Origin of the sequence: Achromobacter kerstersii, from assembly GCF_902859595.1 — a bacterium.
GTDB classification, from domain to species: domain Bacteria; phylum Pseudomonadota; class Gammaproteobacteria; order Burkholderiales; family Burkholderiaceae_B; genus Achromobacter; species Achromobacter kerstersii.
This window is the reverse complement of the sequence record NZ_CADIJQ010000009.1, coordinates 147,221-165,454: the sequence shown is the minus strand read 5'-3', so window position 1 is coordinate 165,454 and position 18,234 is coordinate 147,221. Positions and strand designations below refer to the sequence as shown.

General features: G+C 67.7%; 9 protein-coding genes. 1 reads left to right on the top strand and 8 read right to left on the bottom strand.

Annotated elements, in window-relative coordinates; genetic code table 11:
• Window positions 1-9 precede the first annotated feature (9 nt).
• The 4 genes from HV765_RS23590 to HV765_RS23575 form a co-directional block, all read right to left on the bottom strand.
• Window positions 10-12,798, bottom strand: coding sequence for a filamentous haemagglutinin family protein (locus tag HV765_RS23590; protein ID WP_175171162.1), 12,789 nt, complete (start codon window positions 12,796-12,798; stop codon window positions 10-12).
• A gap of 112 nt (window positions 12,799-12,910) precedes the next feature.
• Window positions 12,911-13,849 (bottom strand): FecR family protein, encoded by a 939-nt coding sequence (locus HV765_RS23585; RefSeq protein WP_254600700.1) that lies wholly within the window; start codon window positions 13,847-13,849, stop codon window positions 12,911-12,913.
• Between the two features lie 8 nt (window positions 13,850-13,857).
• Entirely contained in the window at window positions 13,858-14,382 is a 525-nt protein-coding gene (locus HV765_RS23580) for an RNA polymerase sigma factor (protein ID WP_175171160.1), read from the bottom strand.
• Window positions 14,372-15,052 carry an STN domain-containing protein gene (locus tag HV765_RS23575; protein WP_254600699.1) on the bottom strand — a complete coding sequence of 227 codons (681 nt, stop codon included), beginning with the start codon at window positions 15,050-15,052 and terminating at the stop codon, window positions 14,372-14,374. Before HV765_RS23575 ends, HV765_RS23580 begins: the two co-directional genes overlap by 11 nt.
• 228 nt (window positions 15,053-15,280) lie before the next feature.
• On the opposite strand from HV765_RS23575, the gene HV765_RS23570 reads away from it, so the two are divergent.
• A complete protein-coding gene (locus tag HV765_RS23570; protein WP_175171159.1) occupies window positions 15,281-15,646 on the top strand; it encodes a hypothetical protein in 366 nt (121 codons plus the stop codon).
• A gap of 22 nt (window positions 15,647-15,668) precedes the next feature.
• Here HV765_RS23570 and HV765_RS23565 read toward each other — a convergent pair whose 3' ends face one another.
• The 4 genes from HV765_RS23565 to HV765_RS23550 all read right to left on the bottom strand — a co-directional run bounded on the left by HV765_RS23565 (window position 15,669) and on the right by HV765_RS23550 (window position 18,232).
• Window positions 15,669-16,034, bottom strand: coding sequence for a cupin domain-containing protein (locus HV765_RS23565; RefSeq protein WP_054427862.1), 366 nt, complete (start codon window positions 16,032-16,034; stop codon window positions 15,669-15,671).
• A gap of 51 nt (window positions 16,035-16,085) precedes the next feature.
• Window positions 16,086-16,640, bottom strand: coding sequence for a helix-turn-helix domain-containing protein (locus HV765_RS23560; RefSeq protein ID WP_054427863.1), 555 nt, complete (start codon window positions 16,638-16,640; stop codon window positions 16,086-16,088).
• A gap of 157 nt (window positions 16,641-16,797) precedes the next feature.
• A complete protein-coding gene (locus HV765_RS23555) occupies window positions 16,798-17,580 on the bottom strand; it encodes an aldolase (RefSeq protein ID WP_054427877.1) in 783 nt (260 codons plus the stop codon).
• A gap of 10 nt (window positions 17,581-17,590) precedes the next feature.
• Window positions 17,591-18,232, bottom strand: a complete 642-nt coding sequence (locus HV765_RS23550) for a glutathione S-transferase family protein (RefSeq protein ID WP_175171158.1) — start codon at window positions 18,230-18,232, stop codon at window positions 17,591-17,593.
• Between the last annotated feature and the right edge of the window lie 2 nt (window positions 18,233-18,234).

The following is an 18,234-nucleotide window of genomic DNA, read 5'->3' as shown; positions in this document are numbered from 1 at the left end:
CCTGCCCCGTCACATCGTCAGCTTGCGCCGCTCCTCCGCGCTCAAGGCCCCGGTTTCGCTGGCGTCCAACGCCCCCGCGCCCAGCACCTGTACGGCGCTGGCGGCGTCGTACTTCGGCGCGGCGGATGCCGATCCGCCCGACGGCGTGGTGGTGATTGCACCCGCCACCGGCTCGTCGCCATACCCCAGGATCTGCACATTGATCACCGACGGCTGGTTCTGGCGCGCTTCGTTCTGCGCACGCTGCGCGGAATCCTGCGCGGCGTTCACGGCGGACGTGGCGGCGGCACTGGCGGACGACAACGCGCCGGTGTTGACGGACGCCGTCACCGGCACGCCCACGCTGTCGCCTTGCGCCTGGATGTTGGCGGCGTTCACCACCTGCAAGGCCGCGATGTTCACGTTGCCCGACACGCGGATACCGGCTTCCCCCGCGTCAATCGTGCCAAGCGGCGCGTACAGGTCCACGTCGCCGGCCGGCACTTCCGGCAGCGGCGCCAGCGTGGCGATGCCCGCGCCGGTGCTGGGCGCGTTGGGCGACAAGGTCACGTTGCCGACGTCGTCGTAGACACGCTTGGGCGGCGTGTACAACACCGTCGTCTTCGACCCCCGGCCCGCGTTGATATCGCCTTGGGCCGACCATGCGGTGATGCCGCCGCCAAAGGTCGTCATGACCCGGCTTTGGCCCAGCAGGATGCTGCCCTGCGCATACAGCTGGATGTTGCCCTCGCCCTGCGTGATGATGCCGGCGGTGGCGGGCGGCGCCACGCCTTCCACGCCAAACACCTGCTGCCCGCCCGGCGTCATCAGTTGGATGTCGCCGCCGAAAGTGCTGCGAATTCCGGCCGCGCCATACAGCGTCAGATCACCTTGATAGGCGCCCGGCGTGGTCTCGGGGAACAGCGCGGCAATGGCCTGGCGGCCGCGCAAATAGCTGCCGTTGCGCGGGTTGGCCTTGTCGTTGTATTCACGGCCACCGGCACGCAGCTCGGCAAAGTAAACCTGCCGCGCGAAGATGCGTTGCTGCTCGGCGGGCAGCGCCGCGAAATAGGCGCGCGCGTCGTCCGTGTTGCCGGCAAAACCGTAGCGCTGCGTCAGCCACAGCAGCAGTTCCGCTTCGTAGGTCTTGAACGCCAGGCCCTGGTCCACCAGCGGGCGGCTGGGGTCCGCCGCCATGGCCGGGTCCAGATAGCGCGCGATGAAGCCCGCGTAGTCCGGCCCCTTGGCGCCCACGCCCGCTTGCACGGCGATGGCCGCGCCCGGGCGGCGGTCACCCGGCAATACCGCGCCCAGGCTGGTGATGGACGCGCGGTCCGCCATCAGCACATGACGGCCGGCAGACACTTCCAGCACGCCCGGCCCCGCCACCTGGAACGAGCTGTACAGGATGTCGCGGCCCGCCGACACGCGCGACACATCCAACGCGTCGCGGTGCAGGAACAGGTTACCGGTGGACGTCGCCGACGCGCCGCTTGCGCCAAAGAACAGGCCGTTGGTGGATGGCACGTCGGTCGACACGCCCGGCGCGGTGCCAGATGCCACGATGTCGCGACCCGCCATCATCCACACCGGCCCCGACGCTTCGTACCACGTCTGACCCACATTCGGCCCCTGCACAATCGCCAGCGCTTCGCCCGTGCGCAGCCCCACGATGTCGCCATCGCGGGCATAGAAGCGCGTGACGGTATTGGAACCCGCCGTGCTGGCCGTCAACGCATCGAAATAGAACAGGGGGAAGTGGGTGTCACGGCTGCCCGCGATGCCGTTCTCGCCCAGGTTGCCCAAGACGACATTCGAATTGGCCTCCGACGCGTAGCCCGAGAAGGCCGGCCGGAGCACACTGGCCACGCTGGCCGGGTCGGCGCCCGAGCGGTTAATGGCGTAACCGCCCGCGTAGATGGAATTGCCCGCCAGCATTTCCAGCTGGCCGCGCGTGCCGGGCGCCAAGGTCAGCGAGTACGGCAGGCCCGAATCTTCGTTGTTCAGATAGGCCGCCGACAACCCCGCATAGATGCTGCCGTCAAACGCCGTGGCGCGCAGGATGGACGGGTACAGATAGCGCCCGTCCGACGGCGACGTGTTGCGCCCTGTGCGCACCGCCAGGCCTTGCGCGCTATTCGACGTCTGGCGGCTGGGCGTGAGGTTGCCGCCCGCGCTCGACAGTTCGATGGCCGTGTTCTCCGTCCACATCGAGAACCAGCTGTAGCCGCCGCCATCGCGCAAGGTGCCGTCCGTCATGCGGTACGGGGTGCTGTTCGGCAAGGCGACACGGCCGGGGTCGCTCGCGCCGCCCACCACCAGATCGCCACGCGTATCCAGACGCATGACCGAGTCGCCAGGGATCAGCACCAGCCCGCCCGTGGCGCTGGCCAGCGTGGACACATAGGGGTCGTAGCCGCGGCTGTCTTTGGCGTCTTGCTGGTTGGCTTCGTTGCCGTACCGCAAGTCCAGGCCGCCCACCGCGCCGCCGGACAACTGCGCATGGCCGCGCAAGTTGATCAGCGCGCCTTGCAGATCCAGCGCGGGTTCGCCGTAATACGGCGTGGGGCCCGAGGTGGACGACACCACCCCGCGCGCGCTCTGCGTGGGGTTCAAGCCGCCGCCCACACGGATGTCGATGTCGCCGCCACCCGTGAGCGTCATGCCGCCGTCTGCCGCCACGCGGCCGGTGCTGCCCACGGCCACGATCAGGCCCTGGCTGCGCGGGTTGCTGATGGAGCCGCGCGATTCGATGTTGCCCGCATCGCCATCCACACGCACGCTGACGTTACCGCCGCCCAGCGCGCCAAAGCCCGTGAAGCCGACCAGCAGCGGCGTGTTGTCCTTGAATGCGGACGGTGCGCGGGTATAGCTGCCGAAGTTGATCCACCATGCGGTCGGCGTGTCGCCGCCGTTGGCGCTGCCGGTTCCTTGGCGCCACAGCCAGTTGCCGATGCCGACGCTGGGATCGATCACGCGCGCATCGTAGGGGCCGCCCGTGGACTTGCCCCACACGTCGCCGCGCAAGGCGCCACCCGTGTACAGGCTAAGGTTGCCGCCCGCTTCCGGATACCACGCCTGATAGCCGGCGCCCGCCGTCACAAAGGGCTCGTACGTGGTCGAATGATCGTCGCCCAGCACGGTGGCTTCATAGCGGCCGCGCGGCAACTGGTAAGCCGGCGCCACGTTGGCCGATTGCGTACCCGCCGTGTAAACGCCATAGGCCGACATCAGGCTGATATCGCCGCCCGCCGCTAGGTTCAGGTCGCCCGTGCCGGTGCGCAAGACGCTGAAGTTCTGCGTGTGCGCGGTGACCGTGGTCGACGATTTGTTCTCGTAGCACTGGTCGGCGGATAGCTCGCAGTTTTTGAGATCTTCGTCCGCCACGGGCGAGCCTGCGGGATGCCCGAACCAGTTATCCGGCCCCCACGCGATGGCGGGTGGCGGCACGCATAGGCCTTCAATCACGTCACACAGCCACAGCAGGTCCTCCGGCACGGGTGAGTACGGGTCAAAGCCCGACAGCTCCGCCTCGGGTGCCCAGACCAGACGCGCGCCTTGTATCAGGCTGGCGTTGTAGTGCGTGTCGGCCAGCGTGAGCTTGCCGGCGTTCGGGCCGGGCAGCACACGCAACGGATCGGCGGCGTCCAAGTCCGCGCCCGCCACCAGTTGCACCGACCACGACTGGCTGCCTGCCGGCAGCATCTGCGCCACCGCCCAGTTGCGCCGCTGATCCGCCGCCGTGCCGGGGCGCAGCTCCACATAGTCCACGCCGTCGGGAAACACCAGCTTCGTTTGCGACGGAATGAAGGCGCCCTGCTTGAGCGTGATGCTGCCGGCCATCAGCAGCACATTCGGCTCATAGCCTTGCGTGGTGTGCAAATTGGGCAAGGCCACGTTCGCCGGCCACGTGAACGCCTGCATGGCGGTGCCTGCCGTCAGCACGGTGCCTGCGCCCAAACGCGTGCCAACGGGCAAGTCCACCGCTTGCTTGAGGATGCTGCCCGCCGCGTACAGCAACTGCCCCGAAGCGTCGCGCACATCGCCCGACAACACCGTGCCTGCGGCGATCGACAGCGCTTGATTCAGCGCGGCTTCGACCGGCAGGCGTGTGCCGGCGGCCAGCGTCGTCGCCTGCAACGGCAAGGCGTAGTTCAGGGTTTTACCGCCCGGGAATTCCGTGCCATCCGCCAGTACGACGCCGCCGCGCGGCAACACCACGTCGCCGCCAAAGGCTTGCGCACCCGGCGTCAGAATCCAGCCATGCTCATCATCGGGTGTGGCCTGCGGCGGCGCGAAGCCGTCGTTGATGCTGCCATACACATCCAGGTTGCCCTTGGCGCGCAGCGTCAGCGCACCCGCTTCGCCCGAACCATAGGCGGACGTCATCGCCGAACGCGGGTTCAGGCTGGCGTAGCGATAGCGCGACAAATCCAGGTCGCCTTGCACGACCAGATCACCGTCGCTGGTCTTGCTGACAATCTCCACGCCCGGACGCAGATGGAACACATCGCGGTAGGTGGCGTTGTTCAGACCGGCCAGCTTGCCGTTCAGCAGATTGCCGTTGGCCAGCGCATTGCCGATGAACGTTGCGCTGTCGCCATGCAGGGTGTCCAGGTAGGCCTGATCAATGATCTGATAGCTGCGGCCATTCGCACGATCCGCCGCGTCGCCGGGGCGGGCATCGTCATAGCGCTGCGTGGCGACCACCGAGATGGACTTGGCGCCGTCGATGGTGACGGGGCCGCGCGCTTCGATGGCGATATCGCCGTAAGTCGCAGCCGCGCCGCCGTTGATACCCGCGTTGCCGGCCGCATCAATACGCGGCGCCAGCAAGTCCAGCGTGCCGCGCGATGCGCCGTCGTGCTGGCCCGCGCCCGTGCCGGGCGTGGCGGACGTGCCATGGCGCAAGTCGATGCGCGCGCCGCTGGCCAAGGTCAACACGCCGCGGCCGGCGTTCAATTCCACCACCGCCCGGTTGGGCGCGTCGATGATCTTGCCGTAGCTGTCCACGCGCAGCACGGTGCCGTGCGCATCCAGCACCGCGTTCGAGGCCAAGGTCAGCCCATCCCGCGCAGCCATGCGGATGCGGCCCACGCGTTCTCCGCTGGCGTCAACCAGGCCGGCCACCGTCAGGCTTCCGCTGTCGATCGACAGGTTGATGTCGTTGGCGCGCAGCGTATTGCCCACCGTCAGGCTGCCTTGCTTGAACTGGAAGCTGCGCGCGCCGGTGACACCACCGTCATTCAAGCGCTGGTTCAAGGCGTCGAAATCGGTGCTGAGCGAACCCGCCGCCCCCAGATGCTGCGCGCGGATATCGATGCTGCCCGCGCGGTACGGCACGGCGGTGCCGCCCGCATCGTAGTACCCCGAGCTTGCGCCCAGAATGCGGCCTTGCAGGTCCACCACCCCGGCTGACGCCGCGAGCGCGTCGGCCCGCTGGCTGCCCGCGTTGTTCTGCTGCGCCGACACATCGATCAACGCCCCGCCTTCCTGCCGGATGCTGCCCTGGCTGCTTTCCAGGATGACGTCACCGCCCCAGCTGTAGCGCATCACATCGTTGAACGCGATGGCGCGCCCGGACAGGTCAATCTGCGATGCGCCCGTCAGCGTGACGCCATCGCGCCCTTGCACCGTCAGCTTGCCGCTGGGCAGCACGATCCGGCCGTCGATCTGCACATTCGCGCCAGACAGACTGATCTCGCCCCCCAAGTCCTGCACCGCCGCCGCTTGCCCGCCCGGCATCGCCGCCAGACGCACATCGCCGCCCGCGGTGAGCCGGTTGACGGAGCTCGCCCCGCCGGTCAGCAGCGGCGTATTCAGATTCAAGTTGCCGCCGCTATAGGCGTAGCGTCCCGTCGTGCTGTCGAACGCGCCTTGCGATACGTAGACCGACAGGCTGCCGCGATGGTTGGCCGTGATGCGGTCGCTGGCGTTCAAGTTGACGTTGGCAAAGCCCAACGCCAAGCGCGCGTTGTCATCCTGGCCATCCGGCTGGGCGCCTTGCGCGTAGCCGAATTCGATGCGTTCGGCGTCGAGTCGCAGCGTGCCTTTACCCGTGCCGGCGCCGCCCGCCACCACTGCGCCGGGCGCTTGTGTGGCGCCGTTCCAGATCAGGTTTTGCGTGCGGATGCTGGCCTCGTCGCCCGCGTCGCCATAGCCATAGATGGCGGGCGTGCCAAGCGCCAGCGTGGCCAGGCTGTATTTGCCGGTGACAGGGTCGCGCGTGTCCAGCGCCACGGTGCCGTAGAAGTTCATGGCTTCGCGCGCGGTCAGCGTCAGGACTTCCAGCGCGGGCGCACCCGTGCTGGTGTCGCCACGCAGCAGACGGCCCAGGATGTCCTGGTTCAGCGTCAGCCCGCTGGGCAAGATGCCGCGCGCCGCCGCGTCCGCCAGCGCCTCGGCCGTACCGGCGTTCACTGCGCCCACGGCCAACGCCAGGTTGCGGGTGCCGTAGCGCACCTGCTCGCCCAGATCAAACGTGCCGTTGGTGGCGGCGGCGATGGTGCCTTCGGAATACAGACGCGTCACGCCGTCGCAAGCCGACGCCGCGCAGGTGCCGACGCGGATGGCGCCCGAGGCCAGCGCGTCGGGCGCCAGCACGTCCAGACGGCCATTCGATACCGCCAGCAAACTGGCCTTGCCGGGCTGGAAGGCGTAGCCGCTGGACGAATCCACCGACGGCGCACCCCGGCCCAGCGTTGAAATGCCCGCGCCCGCCTCAAGTTCGATCGTGCGCGACGAGATCAGCACTTCCGGCCCCGTCAGTTGCGCACCGGCCCGCAGCACGACGTTGTTGGCGGACGCCTGGAAGGTGTAGAAACGCCCGCCCTGCCCGTACTGCACCATCGGCAACGCGCCGATGATCAGCCGGCTGGCGCCCAGCGCGGTCAGCGCATCGGCTTGCACCGACGTGCCATCGAACCCCGCCGTGGGCGACTGCCCCGCCGCCAGAATTTCTACCGTTGTGCTTCCGCCATTCAGCGCCACCGCACCACCAAAACCACCCTGCGCCGCCTTGAAGTTCGCCAAGCCTTCGAAGCTCAGCGCCTGCCCGTCGGCGGACCCGGGGTGGATCGCCAGCCGCAAGGTACGCGCATCGGCGGGCAGCATGGCGCGCGGCACGCCACGCGTCACCGCGTCCGCCGCCACAAAGCTGGCGTAGCTCATCTCGTTGTATTGCGACAGCGTGCGCAGCACCTTCGCCGGGGTCAGGATGACCGCGCTGGCCAGCGGGTTCGCCACGTTGGTGCCTGCCGTCGACAAGGTGCCGCTGGCCGCCCACGACTGGTTGCGCATCTGCATCGGCGCCACCGCCGCGCCTGCCGACGCACCACCGTTGATTTCGACGCGGAACGCGCCGGGCAGCAGGGCATAGGTAGACGGCATCAGCGTGTAGGTGCCGGCCGGCAAGCCAGGCACGCCTGCACCCAGCGTAATCTGCTGGCCCACGCCCGGTGTGGAGGCACCGGCCTCGCCACCCGACGGCGCTACGGGGGCTTGCGCGCCCGGCACAATCGCGTAGACCGGGTTGCTGGCCAGCCCCGGCAAGGTGAACCCGCCATTGGGATTCATGCGGACCAGCGGCGCATAGCGCGCATCGGTTGAACCCCCACGGCCCGACACAAAGCCCGCGCCCGTCAGTTCACCGCCGCCCGACAGGTCGATCACCGAGCCCGGCATCGCGTCCACGTCGCGGAAGCCCAAGGTAATACCGGTGCGCAGGTTCGCCTGCCCATCCACGCCGATTGCGCCGCCCACGCCCACCAAGGACACGTCCGCACCCTTGAACTTGTACGACACGCCATCGGTCGTGCCGCCGTATGGCATGAGCAGGCCCGCGCCGCTGACGGACATGACGCTGCCCGGCAACAAGGTCAGACGTTGCGTGCCCATCAGTTCGCCCAGATCGCCCAGCGTGATGGCGCCCAACGGCGCACGCAGCACACCGCCCTGCTCCACCGTGGAGGCCGCCAGACGCAAGGTGCCAAACGCCGAATAGGGCGTTGCGGGCAAGGCGTCCGTCGTACCTTCGTGGCGGCCGATCCGCAAGCTGCGGTCCGGGTCAAAGCCCTGCGTGCCGTCCGGCTTGCGCGTGTAGCCCGCCAGCACTTCGGCTTCGGCGCCCGTGGCGGGATAGATCTGCGCGGCGATCAGGTCCAGATCGCCCCGGGTCCACAGACGCGAGCGCGGCTCGTTGTCGTTGTTCGCCAGAAAGCGCAGGTCGCCCGCGCTGTCCAGCGTCACCCGGTCAAAGCCGCTGCGTGCAATCGCCAACGCGCCGCCCACGCCGCGGTTGATCGAGCCCTGCGTGCCGAAGGACAAGCTGTTGCCCACATCCAGCAGGCGGCCGGCGCGCACGGTGAACGTGCCCTCGCCCACGTCCGGCGCGTCGGCGAACAACACGCGCGGGCGCAACACGCCCGTGGTGGCCGCGTACTTGCCCAAGCCGGACAAGCGCACATACGACGACGCCAGTTCGACGCGTGTCTGGGCATCGGCCTCGGGCGCCAGTGAGAATGCGCCGGCGTACAGACGCAGGCTTTGCGGCGTTGCAACGCGGACGTCGCCATCGAAAGACATCAGGCCGTTGGACAACAGCCCCAGATGATCAAAGCCGCCGCCGGCCAGCAGACGCGCCGAGTCCAACCGGGTTTGGCCGTAGCGCAGGCCATCGTCCGCCTCGCCCGGTTTCAGGTCCACGTTCAGACCCGCGTTCAGACCCTTGCTGCCGCCGCCTGCCGCCAGCACCAATTCGCGCGGCACCTGCACATCCATGCCTGCGGCGCCCTCCCCCGCGACGCGGTAGAGCGGCGTTTCCAGCGCAATGTCCAAGGTGCCACCCGACGCGTTCGCCCCACCCGCCCGCGCAATGAACGTGCCGTCCAGATGCAGGCCGTTGTACGAGCTAAGCGAAATCCGGCCGCCATCGCGATTCAGTTGCACCGGCCCCACGCCGTTAACATCCACCAGCGCACTGGCGCCCGATGCATCCAGCACCGCACCCGGCCGGACAATCACATACGCATCGGCCGACGTTGCGGTTGCGCGGTCGTGATCGATCTCGCCGCCGATCACGATGACGCCGCCCGCATCCGCCACGCCATAGCGGCGGCCCTGCGCGTCGACGCCCGTTTCCGCACGGCCGGCGACATTCAGCACGGCGTTTTCGCCAATCCAGATTGACCGGTTGTGCACCTCGCCGGCGGCCGTGTCGAATGACTCGGCCACATCCAGCGTGCCGGTGCGCAGTTGGCGGATATCGATCTTGCCGCCCGCCGCCGTCAACGCGCCGGATACGGTGATCTGCCCCGCGCCCAGCAACTGAATGGTCTGGCCCGGGTCCACGTTTACCTGCGCGCCCCGGCCGATGGTCAATTCGGCGTCGGTGTCAGCGCCCGCCGGCGCCAGCGTGCGTCCGCTTTGCAGCAGCAGGCTTGCGCCGCGCCGCCGCGTGGCCGTGCCTGCCACGATGTCGTGCTGATACAGCGGCGGCAACCAGGTGTCCAGCACCGCCGACGGATCAGAGCCCGTGGGCAAGCCCGCCGCGCCCGACACCAGGCGCGAGACCGGCATCAAGACGTCGACGCGAGCATCCTCAGCCACCGTCAGGCCCTTGCGTCCGGTCACCTCGTAGCGCGCATAGCCCTGCTGGAAGAACGGGGCGGCAAGCGTCAGCAACTCTGCGTCAGCGGCGGCGGGTTGTGCGCCGGACTCAACGCCGGGTTGGGTGCCGGATTCAACGCCGGATTCAACGCCGGGTTGGGCGCCGCGTTGTGCGCCGGATTGGGCATCCGTTTTTTCACCAAGGTTGCCAACCACAGCCACCTTGCCCGCCACCACCGTCAACGTTCCCCCGCCTTCCACGCCGTAACCGCGCAGTTCGGCGCCCAGGGTCACCACGCCGCCCGAGCCGTCATTCCCGGCTACCGCATCAATCGTGGTGTTGCCGCCCTTGCCGCCCGTCACCTTGTTCATCTTGCCCAGCACCGCGCCCGAGCTGACGTCAATCACGCTACCGGCGTCCAGCTGGATGTCTCCGCTGCTGCGCACCGAGACCGAACCGCCGTTCAAGTACGGCATGCCGGCGGTCTGCTCGGGCGACATCGCCAGGTTCGTCCACATGCCCCGGGTGTCCAGACGGCTGCGGCTGCTCAACGTCACGTTCGGCTGTTCTGCCACGCCCGAAAAAGTGTCCACTGCCCCAGTCGCCGAGAACTGATTCAGCACATTGCCCAGACGGATGCTGCCCGCGCGCGCGGTCAGCGTGGCGTCCACCGACACCTGGTTCGCGAACAAGGTGATGTCGCCCGACGGCCCCACCGTCAGGTCCGACTTCACCGTAATGTCCTGCGCCGCAATCTTGATGGCGCCCAGCTTCGCGCGATTCAGCTGCGCCGTGTCCAGATGCAGGATGCCCGTGCGGTCCTCGGGCAAAGCCGCGTCCAGCTCCAGCCCGGCCGCAATGGCGGCCACCTGATCAGACAGCTGAACGTGCTGGATCGTCGCCTCCGACATGCCCAACGCGTATTGCAACGCCCCCGTGCTCTTGACGTAGTACGGCGTGTACGTGCCGGCAATCAGTTGCGCGCCGCGCGCCGCCGCGCGTTGTGATTGCTGATAGCCGTCCAGCCCGGCCTGCGCGGCGGCGGTCTGGCGCTCGCCCTGATAGGTCTCGCCCACCAGCTCGCCTTCCAGCACGGCGCTCTTCGTGCCGATGACCAGCCGGCCCGCATCGCGGCCCACCGTGTAGCCGGTCTCGAAGCGTTCCTTCGGCGCAATCAGCGGGTTGTAGAAATAGTGCGTCTGGCCCCAGCGCTCGTGCGTGGCCTCGTAGCCCTTGTACAAGCCCGTATACGCCAGGTCACCCGGCGCGCTCGACACCTCGTACAGCCGGCCATCCACCGCCCGCAACCACGTCTGCTGGATCTTGCCGTCCTGCACATCCAGCGTGCCGCCCGACACGTTGATCTGCGACCCCGCGCGCGTCACGACGTCGCCGCCGGTGAATTCAACGTTGCCGCCCTGCGCCATCCATTCGTTGACGGCATGGCCCTGTGTGCCCAGATACCCGCTTACTTCCAGCAGGCCGCCGGCCGTGTACCAGCGGTCGGTGGCGTAGCCGTTGGTGCCGGCCGGCACCAGGACGAGGTCGCGCGCATCCACCCAGATGTCGTTGCTGTTCAGCTTGCCGCTGTCGCGGTTGATCGGCGCATCGCGCTGCTCATTGCCCTGCACGTTGATCTTGACGCTGTTGTTTTCCATCGCCACGGGCACGCCCACGGCGCCGGCCACGTCCAGGATGGAGCCCTCGCGCACCAGGCTGCGCTTGGCGGCTTGCACGGCGATCTGGCCGCCCGTGGCCAGCGTGATGGAACCGGATGCGAAGTCCACCGTGCCAGCGCTTGAGATTTCCACGCGCGACAGTTCGCGGCGGTCGGCGCCCGCCGCCACAATCGGGGAATTGGCAGCGGTCGTGGCCGCAGGCGCGCGCAAGCCGTCGCGCTGGCTGTCCAGCGCCAGTGCGCCGCTGCGGTCCAACAGAATGGCCGTGGTGCCGCCTTCGGCCAAAGTGATCTTGCCGCCGTCGCCCAAGGCGTTCAGGTGCACCGTGCCGCGCGTGTCGACAGACGTGCTGGACAGCACCACGCCGCCTTGCACGACATCGCCGCCCGTCAGCGTTACGTCGCCCATTGCGGCCTGCATCAAACCCGTGTTCACCACGCGGCCAGGCGTGCCGCCGGGGGTGACTTCGTTGCCCTTGGTCGTGGACGCAAGATTGCCCGACGTGCCTTGGCCGCGCTTGATCACAAAGCTGTCACCCGCGGCCATCAGCGTCTGGCCGGACGGGGTGTTGATGGCGCCCGCGTTCGCGGCTTCCTTGCCCAGCAGCAGCACATACCCGCCGCCCGCGGTCGACGAGGCCGGGGCCGCCGTCTGGATCAACGCGCCCGCTTGCACATCGATGTTGCCACGCGCATCCAGGAAGGTGGGCTGCGTGCCGTTGTCGGCGTACAGGCCCTTCTCGCGAAACTGCGCGTCGGTAATCGTGGCGGCTGCGGCCACCAGGTTGCGCGCGTTCACCTGGCTGGTGCCGGTGAAGATCACGCCGTTCTGGTTCACCACCATCACGGTGCCATCAGCCTTGATCGCGCCCTGAATCTGGCTCGGCTTGGCCGCCGCGCCCACCACCCGGTTCAGCACCGCATCGTCAGTGCCCTGCTTGAATTGCAGCGTCGTGTTGCGGCCGACGTTGAAGGTGTCCCAGTTCAGAATCGCGCGCGACTGCGTCTGTTCAATGGTGACGATCTGGCGTCCGTTTTCCACGCTGGGGGTCGCGGCCTTCGCGCCTTCCCATTGGGCCAGCTCGCCCTTGGCCACCGACAAGCCGCCTTCGACAAGACCATCGGGGGCGTCGCCGCCATTGTTGGCGGCGGCGGCAGCACGTGCCGCCGCCTGCGCCGCCTGCTGCGCCGCGACGGCCGCCGCCGTGCGGTTCAGGTTGTCTAGCGAGCGCTGCAATTGCTGACGCGACTGCGCCTGCTGGCGTGCGCTGTTGCCAATGCCGGCCAGGCTGCCATCAGGCATGCGGCCCGTGCGCTGCGCGGTGGATTGCACCGCATTCTTGTCGGAGAACCAGCCCGGGCTGAAGGCGCGCTGCTGCGCCTGCGCGGCCCCGCTTGCGCTGCCCGCAATCAGCAGCGCCGTCACAGCCTGGGATAGCGGCGTCGGACGCCAGTTCGGGCGCGCCCGCGCCGGTGCGGTCCCCGTGTTTCGCTTGCTGCCCATTCCCGACATCCGTGCCTGCATGATCGCCATCCCTTGTTCCAATCGCGCGTGTTCGTCACCTAGAACAAGACAGACGGATGGAAAAATGCCGACCGGCACCCTGTCACAAATAATTCATCAAGGGGCCGTCTTTGTGGCGCGCTTATGACAGCAACACGACGCCTGCGGGCAGATGTGTCACACGCGCGCCATACGCGTCGCGGATCAAGCGTTCGGCGTCGGCCACCTGCGCCAGCGAAAAACGCGCCTGCACCAGACGCTTGCCCAGCTGCTCGTTCATCAGCACCAAACGCCCGCGCCGATAGCGGTTCAGCTCGTCCACCACTTGCGCCAAGGGCTGCTGGTTGAACACCAGCCAGCCTTGCCGCCACGCGGTCACGACATCGGGGTCCACCTGCACCGGCGGCATCACCCGCGCATCGTCGTAGCGCAGTTCGCGGTTGGCCACGACATCGAACACGCCCTGCGCATGCACCAGCCGCAACGCGCCCGACAGGCAGCACAGCCGCGCCTCGCCATCGATGTAGCGCAAGTTGAAGGTCGCGTCGCGCGCGGTGATGCGGCCCTTGCCGGCCACCACCACGGCGGGCGTGGAGCCGCTGCGGATTTCCGCTTCGCCATCAGCCAGCTCAATGACCGCGCCATGCGCATCGCTGCCCACATTGATGCGCGTCAGCGTGTTCATGTCCACGTCCAGCGCATTGCCCAGCGACACGCGCCGCTGTTCGCCCGCGGCCGTGCGATAGTCCGCGCCCAAGGTGTCCACGCCGGGCCACAGGCCCAAGGGCGGCTTGAATGCCAGATAGGTAGCTGATGCCGCCAGCGCGCCCCCCAGAAAGGCGCGCCGGCCCGTCACGACAGGTTTGCGCTTGCGCTCCGCCACCACGTTTTGAATCGCCGGCCCCACGTTTTGCCACAGCTGCTTCTGCTCGGCAAAGGCGGCCTGATGCCGGGCATCCGCGCCCAGCCAACTGCGAAACGCTTGCGCATCGTCCTCAGTGGCGCGGCCCGACGTCAACGCCAGCAGCCACGCCCGCGCCTCGCGCGACGCCGCGTCTTCGTGCTTGTTTCTTCCGGGCATGCTCATCGTCAACGCCATGGTTCTTCGTCCTGGTGCAACTCCCGCGCGCAATGTTCCAGCGCACGCTTGAGTTCTTTGGAGACGATGCGTTCCGACACGCCATAGCGGCGCGCAATCTCCGCGTGCGGCAAGTCGTGCACCCGCGCGGCCAACACCATCTGCTGCGTGCGTTCGGGCAATTTGCGCAGCGCGCGCCCGAAGGCGTCGATCTGATTGCGGCCCTGCGCAATACGCGCGGGGTCCGCGGCCTCGTCCGTGAGGTGGATCAGTTCACTGATCTCTACCCCCGTCAGCAAACGGGAATCCCGCCGCCGCTGGTCTTCCGCGATGTTCAACGCCACCCGGAAAAGATAGGCCGCGGGCTGTTGAATCGACGCGCTGGCGGGCAGATCATTGACCTTCAAGAACGCCTCCTGCATCGCATCGTGCGCCAGGTCTTCCGACCCTAGCCTGCGCTTGAGCTGATTACGAAAATCGTTGTAGCGCTCAAGAAACAAGGAACGCAACGACGTGTCGGCCGGCTTATCCCGCATGGACGGCTCCCGGCATATCGGCGCATTCCGCCGCACTGCGCGGCGTCAACAACACCGTCAACGGTTGCGGCAAGGTGGCAGGCAACGGGCCGATCACCACGCCGCGCAAGGCCGCTTCCAGCCGGTCATCCAGGCCAGCCTGTCCGGTAGAGGCCACCCAGCCCACGCGTGTCACGCGCCATGCCTTGTCAAACCACAGCTGCACCAGCGCACGATAATTGCCCGGCTGCGTGGCCGCCGCGGCGCACAGGGCGCGCTTCAATGCGCCCTGCACGACGGCGGCGTAAGGCGTATCGCGCAGGCGCTTGCCCGACCGCGCGGTGGCCGCGGCCGACTCATCTGGTTTCGCCACCAGCGTGAACGAGCGCTCGCTGGCGTAACGGATGGCCAAGGGCGAATCGGCCAGCAGCTTGCGCAGGGCGTCGCCCGGCGTATAGCGGCCGACAACTGCCGGGGCCTGCCGGCCCGCTGTCAAGGTGCTGTCGACCAGCACGGTCAGGCCGCTGGCCAGACTGTATTCGACCAGCGCCTGCGCCAACGGCTGCGCCGCAATCGCGAACTCAATGGGCTTGGCAGGCGGCGCTGCCCCGCTTGAGGGCGCCAGCCCCAGCAGGCCCAAGGCCAGACAAGCGCGCAGCGCCACGCCACGCCCCTTGAAGGCGCCGCTCATGAACGTGACCGCAAGGGGGAAGTGCCTGACATGGCCGCCACACAGGACGCCTGGGCGCCCGCCCTAACAAAAGCCGCCATGCTAGAGGCGCTGAATGACGCATTCGTGACACGACGCGCCCCCCGCACGCGCCGCCGCCACGCAACGGTCACCTGCGCGCCCGTGGCCGTCCCTATACTTTGCGGATTGCACCGGCTGCAACAGGCCGGGTTTGTTCAAGGAGCGCGCATGCGCACAGTGTTACGGGTGATTGGCTTTGTTGTGTTGGCGCTGGCCGGGCCGCCGTCGTTCGCGGCCGACACGCAACCCGCCGCCGCAGCCGCCGCATCCGGCGCACGTGGTGCCCCCGCGCCCGCCGCAGCAGGCGGCGCCTGCATCGAGACCGAGGTCAACGGCTATCGCGCACTGTCCTATGACTGTCTGAACCAGAAGATGGCGCCTGCTGCGCCGGTGAGGCCCGCTCCGAGTTTGGAGTCTGAAGCCGTCACGCAACGCCCGCCCAATCAGATGGGCCTGCCCACGCCGGCCACCATTGGCAACCGCATGGGCAATACATTCGGCACGTCGGCGTATCCGCAACGGCCACAGCCATAACGGGCATGCGCGTGGATGGGCGTCAGGCCAGGCGCGTGATGAAGTAGATCTTCTTCACGAATTGGTCCACTTCCCAGCGGCCCGTGTAGCCCTCGGGCATGACGAAGGCCTCGCCCACGGTCAGTTCATGCACGGTGCCGTCCGGGTCGACCAGCCGGGCCGAACCTTCGATGATGGTGCCAAATTCGATGTAGCCGGTGGTGTTTGCCTGGAAGACGCCCGCCGTGCTTTCCCACACGCCGGCTTCCGCCTTGCCCGCATTGCCTTCAAAGGCCGTCACCGTCAGAAAAGCAGCGTCGCCCGAAATCGGGCGGCGGGGCTTGCCCGGCACCGGGTTCATCAGCGGGCCGGTATCGATGCGGACCAGCCGCGATTGATCATGTTTCATGAGATCCCTGTGTGTCGTTATCGGTTTATGCGTTGCCGGCGTCCCGGCGAATCAATGCGCCGCCACCACCAGCACCTCGGCCAGGGCGCGGCTGACAGTGCGCATGCGATGCGGCAGTTCGGAATCGAAGTAGACGGAATCGCCCGTGTCCAGGCGGAACTGGCGTTCGCCCACTTGCACTTCTATCGACCCTTTGATCACCAGCAGGAACTCTTCGCCCGGATGCGGAAACACCGCGGCGGCGTCTGGAAAGTCGCGCGGCGGATGCACCACAAAGGGTTCCATCGCCTTGACCTTGCGGCGTCCGGCCAGCGATTCGTACCGGTATTCCGCGCCCAGCCCGCCCCGTTGCAGGGCTTCTCGGTCAGCCACGCGCACCACGCTGACCACTTCGTCTTGCGCGGCGTCGTCCGCCCCCACCAGTTGCGACACGCCCACGCCATAGGCTTCTGCCAGCCGCAGCACGGTGGAGATCGACGGCTCGCTCAAGCCCCGCTCAAGTTTGGAGAGGTAGCTTTTGGTCAGGCCCGTACGTTGCGCCAGCTGTTCCAAAGACAGGGATTGCTGGCGGCGCAGGGTGCGAAGGCGGTGCGGCAGGTCGATCATTGGGGCAAGGGTCGAAAAGACGACCGGTAAGCATGCCCGAAACCGGCCCGGCCGTCGAGCGGGCAGCATCTTCCTGCCCCGCTGCGCTCCGCTCGCCTCTGCCTGCCGCCCCCGCCACAAAACGCCCGCAGACGCCAGCAGACGCCAGCTGCCCCGGTTACGCCAATACGTCCGGATGCGCCCGCAGCGCCCGACGCGCGTAGTACGAAAACCCCACCTGCGAGCGCTTGGGCGTCAGAATCCAGTCGTGCGCCTCGCGGCCCAGCGCCGGCGGAATCGGCTGAATCTTGCCCGCCGACATCGCCAACAGTTGCATGCGCGCCGCACGTTCGAATTGCAGCGCCAGCACGCAGGCCTCTTCCACCGAGCCGGCCGCAATCAGCATGCCGTGGTGCGACAACAAGATGGCGCGCTTGCTGCCCAGCGCCGCCGAGATGATCTCGCCTTCTTCGTTCCCCACCGGCACGCCCGGCCAGTCCTTCAAGAAGGCCACGTCGTCATACAGCGTGCAATTATCCATGTGCGAGACTTCAAGCGGCACCTCCAGCATCGACAGCGACGCCACATGCAGCGGGTGCGTGTGAATGATGCAGTTCACGTCCGGACGCGCGCGGTAAATCCACGAATGAAAACGGTTGGCCGGGTTGGGCATGCCCCCGCCTTCCTGCACACGCAGGTCTTCGTCCACCACCAGCAGATTGCTGGCCGTGATCTCGTCAAAACCCAGCCCCAGCCGCTGCGTGTAGTAGCGGCCCGGCTCCGTCGTGCGCGCGGTGATCTGCCCGGCCAGACCAGAGTCGTGACCGCCATCGAACAAGATCCGGCACGTCAGCGCCAGGCGCTCGCGCAGGCTCCATTGCGGCGTCTCGAACTGACGCTGCATTTCGGCTTGCGCCCGCGCGATCAGCTCGTCTTTTCCCAGGTGCATCGTATCGTTCATCATGTCTCCGTCAGGCCGTTTCCATCAACGGCGTAAATCCCGGCAAGGCGCGCATGCGCGCCAGCCAGGCAGTGATATTCGCGAAGGCGGACAGGTCGTAACCGCCCTCCGCCGCCATGCTGGTGTAGGGGTACAAGGCCACGTCAGCAATCGTCGGCGCCCTGCCCACCAAATAATGGCGGCCCGCCAGATGCGCATCCATCCACGCCGCGGCCTTCATCCCAATCGCACGCCACGCCACCATCGCCGGATCGTCCACGCGCGCCGTCTGGCGCAAATGAATCAACAAGCGCGGCTGCGCAAACGCGTGCATGTGCTGCGTCTGCTCGAAGCTCAGCCAACTGCACACCTGCGCGCGCGCCAGACGATCACCAGGCAGCCATGGCGTGCCTTCGGCCAGATACCAAAGAATCGCTTGCGACTCGGCCAGCCACTCGCCTTCCGGCGTCAACAACGCCGGCACCTGACGCCAAGGATTGATCCGCGCAAACGCGTCGGTCTCCAGATCGCCCTTCACAATATCAAAGGTGCGCCGCGTCAACGGCAGGCCCATCAGCCCGCAGGCGAGCCTGATTTTCCACGCATTGCCCGACCGCAACGTGTCGGCCAATTCCAGCGGCTTGCCCGCCAGCGGATGAGAAGTCAGTGCCATCG

Excerpts from the sequence above, each read along its gene's own strand:
- HV765_RS23590 (WP_175171162.1), bottom strand. The coding sequence starts at position 12,798 with ATGGCGATCATGCAGGCACGGATGTCGGGAATGGGCAGCAAGCGAAAC.
- HV765_RS23585 (WP_254600700.1), bottom strand. The coding sequence starts at position 13,849 with ATGCCCGGAAGAAACAAGCACGAAGACGCGGCGTCGCGCGAGGCGCGG.
- HV765_RS23580 (WP_175171160.1), bottom strand. The coding sequence starts at position 14,382 with ATGCGGGATAAGCCGGCCGACACGTCGTTGCGTTCCTTGTTTCTTGAG.
- HV765_RS23575 (WP_254600699.1), bottom strand. The coding sequence starts at position 15,052 with ATGAGCGGCGCCTTCAAGGGGCGTGGCGTGGCGCTGCGCGCTTGTCTG.
- HV765_RS23570 (WP_175171159.1), top strand. The coding sequence starts at position 15,281 with ATGCGCACAGTGTTACGGGTGATTGGCTTTGTTGTGTTGGCGCTGGCC.
- HV765_RS23565 (WP_054427862.1), bottom strand. The coding sequence starts at position 16,034 with ATGAAACATGATCAATCGCGGCTGGTCCGCATCGATACCGGCCCGCTG.
- HV765_RS23560 (WP_054427863.1), bottom strand. The coding sequence starts at position 16,640 with ATGATCGACCTGCCGCACCGCCTTCGCACCCTGCGCCGCCAGCAATCC.
- HV765_RS23555 (WP_054427877.1), bottom strand. The coding sequence starts at position 17,580 with ATGAACGATACGATGCACCTGGGAAAAGACGAGCTGATCGCGCGGGCG.
- HV765_RS23550 (WP_175171158.1), bottom strand. The coding sequence starts at position 18,232 with ATGGCACTGACTTCTCATCCGCTGGCGGGCAAGCCGCTGGAATTGGCC.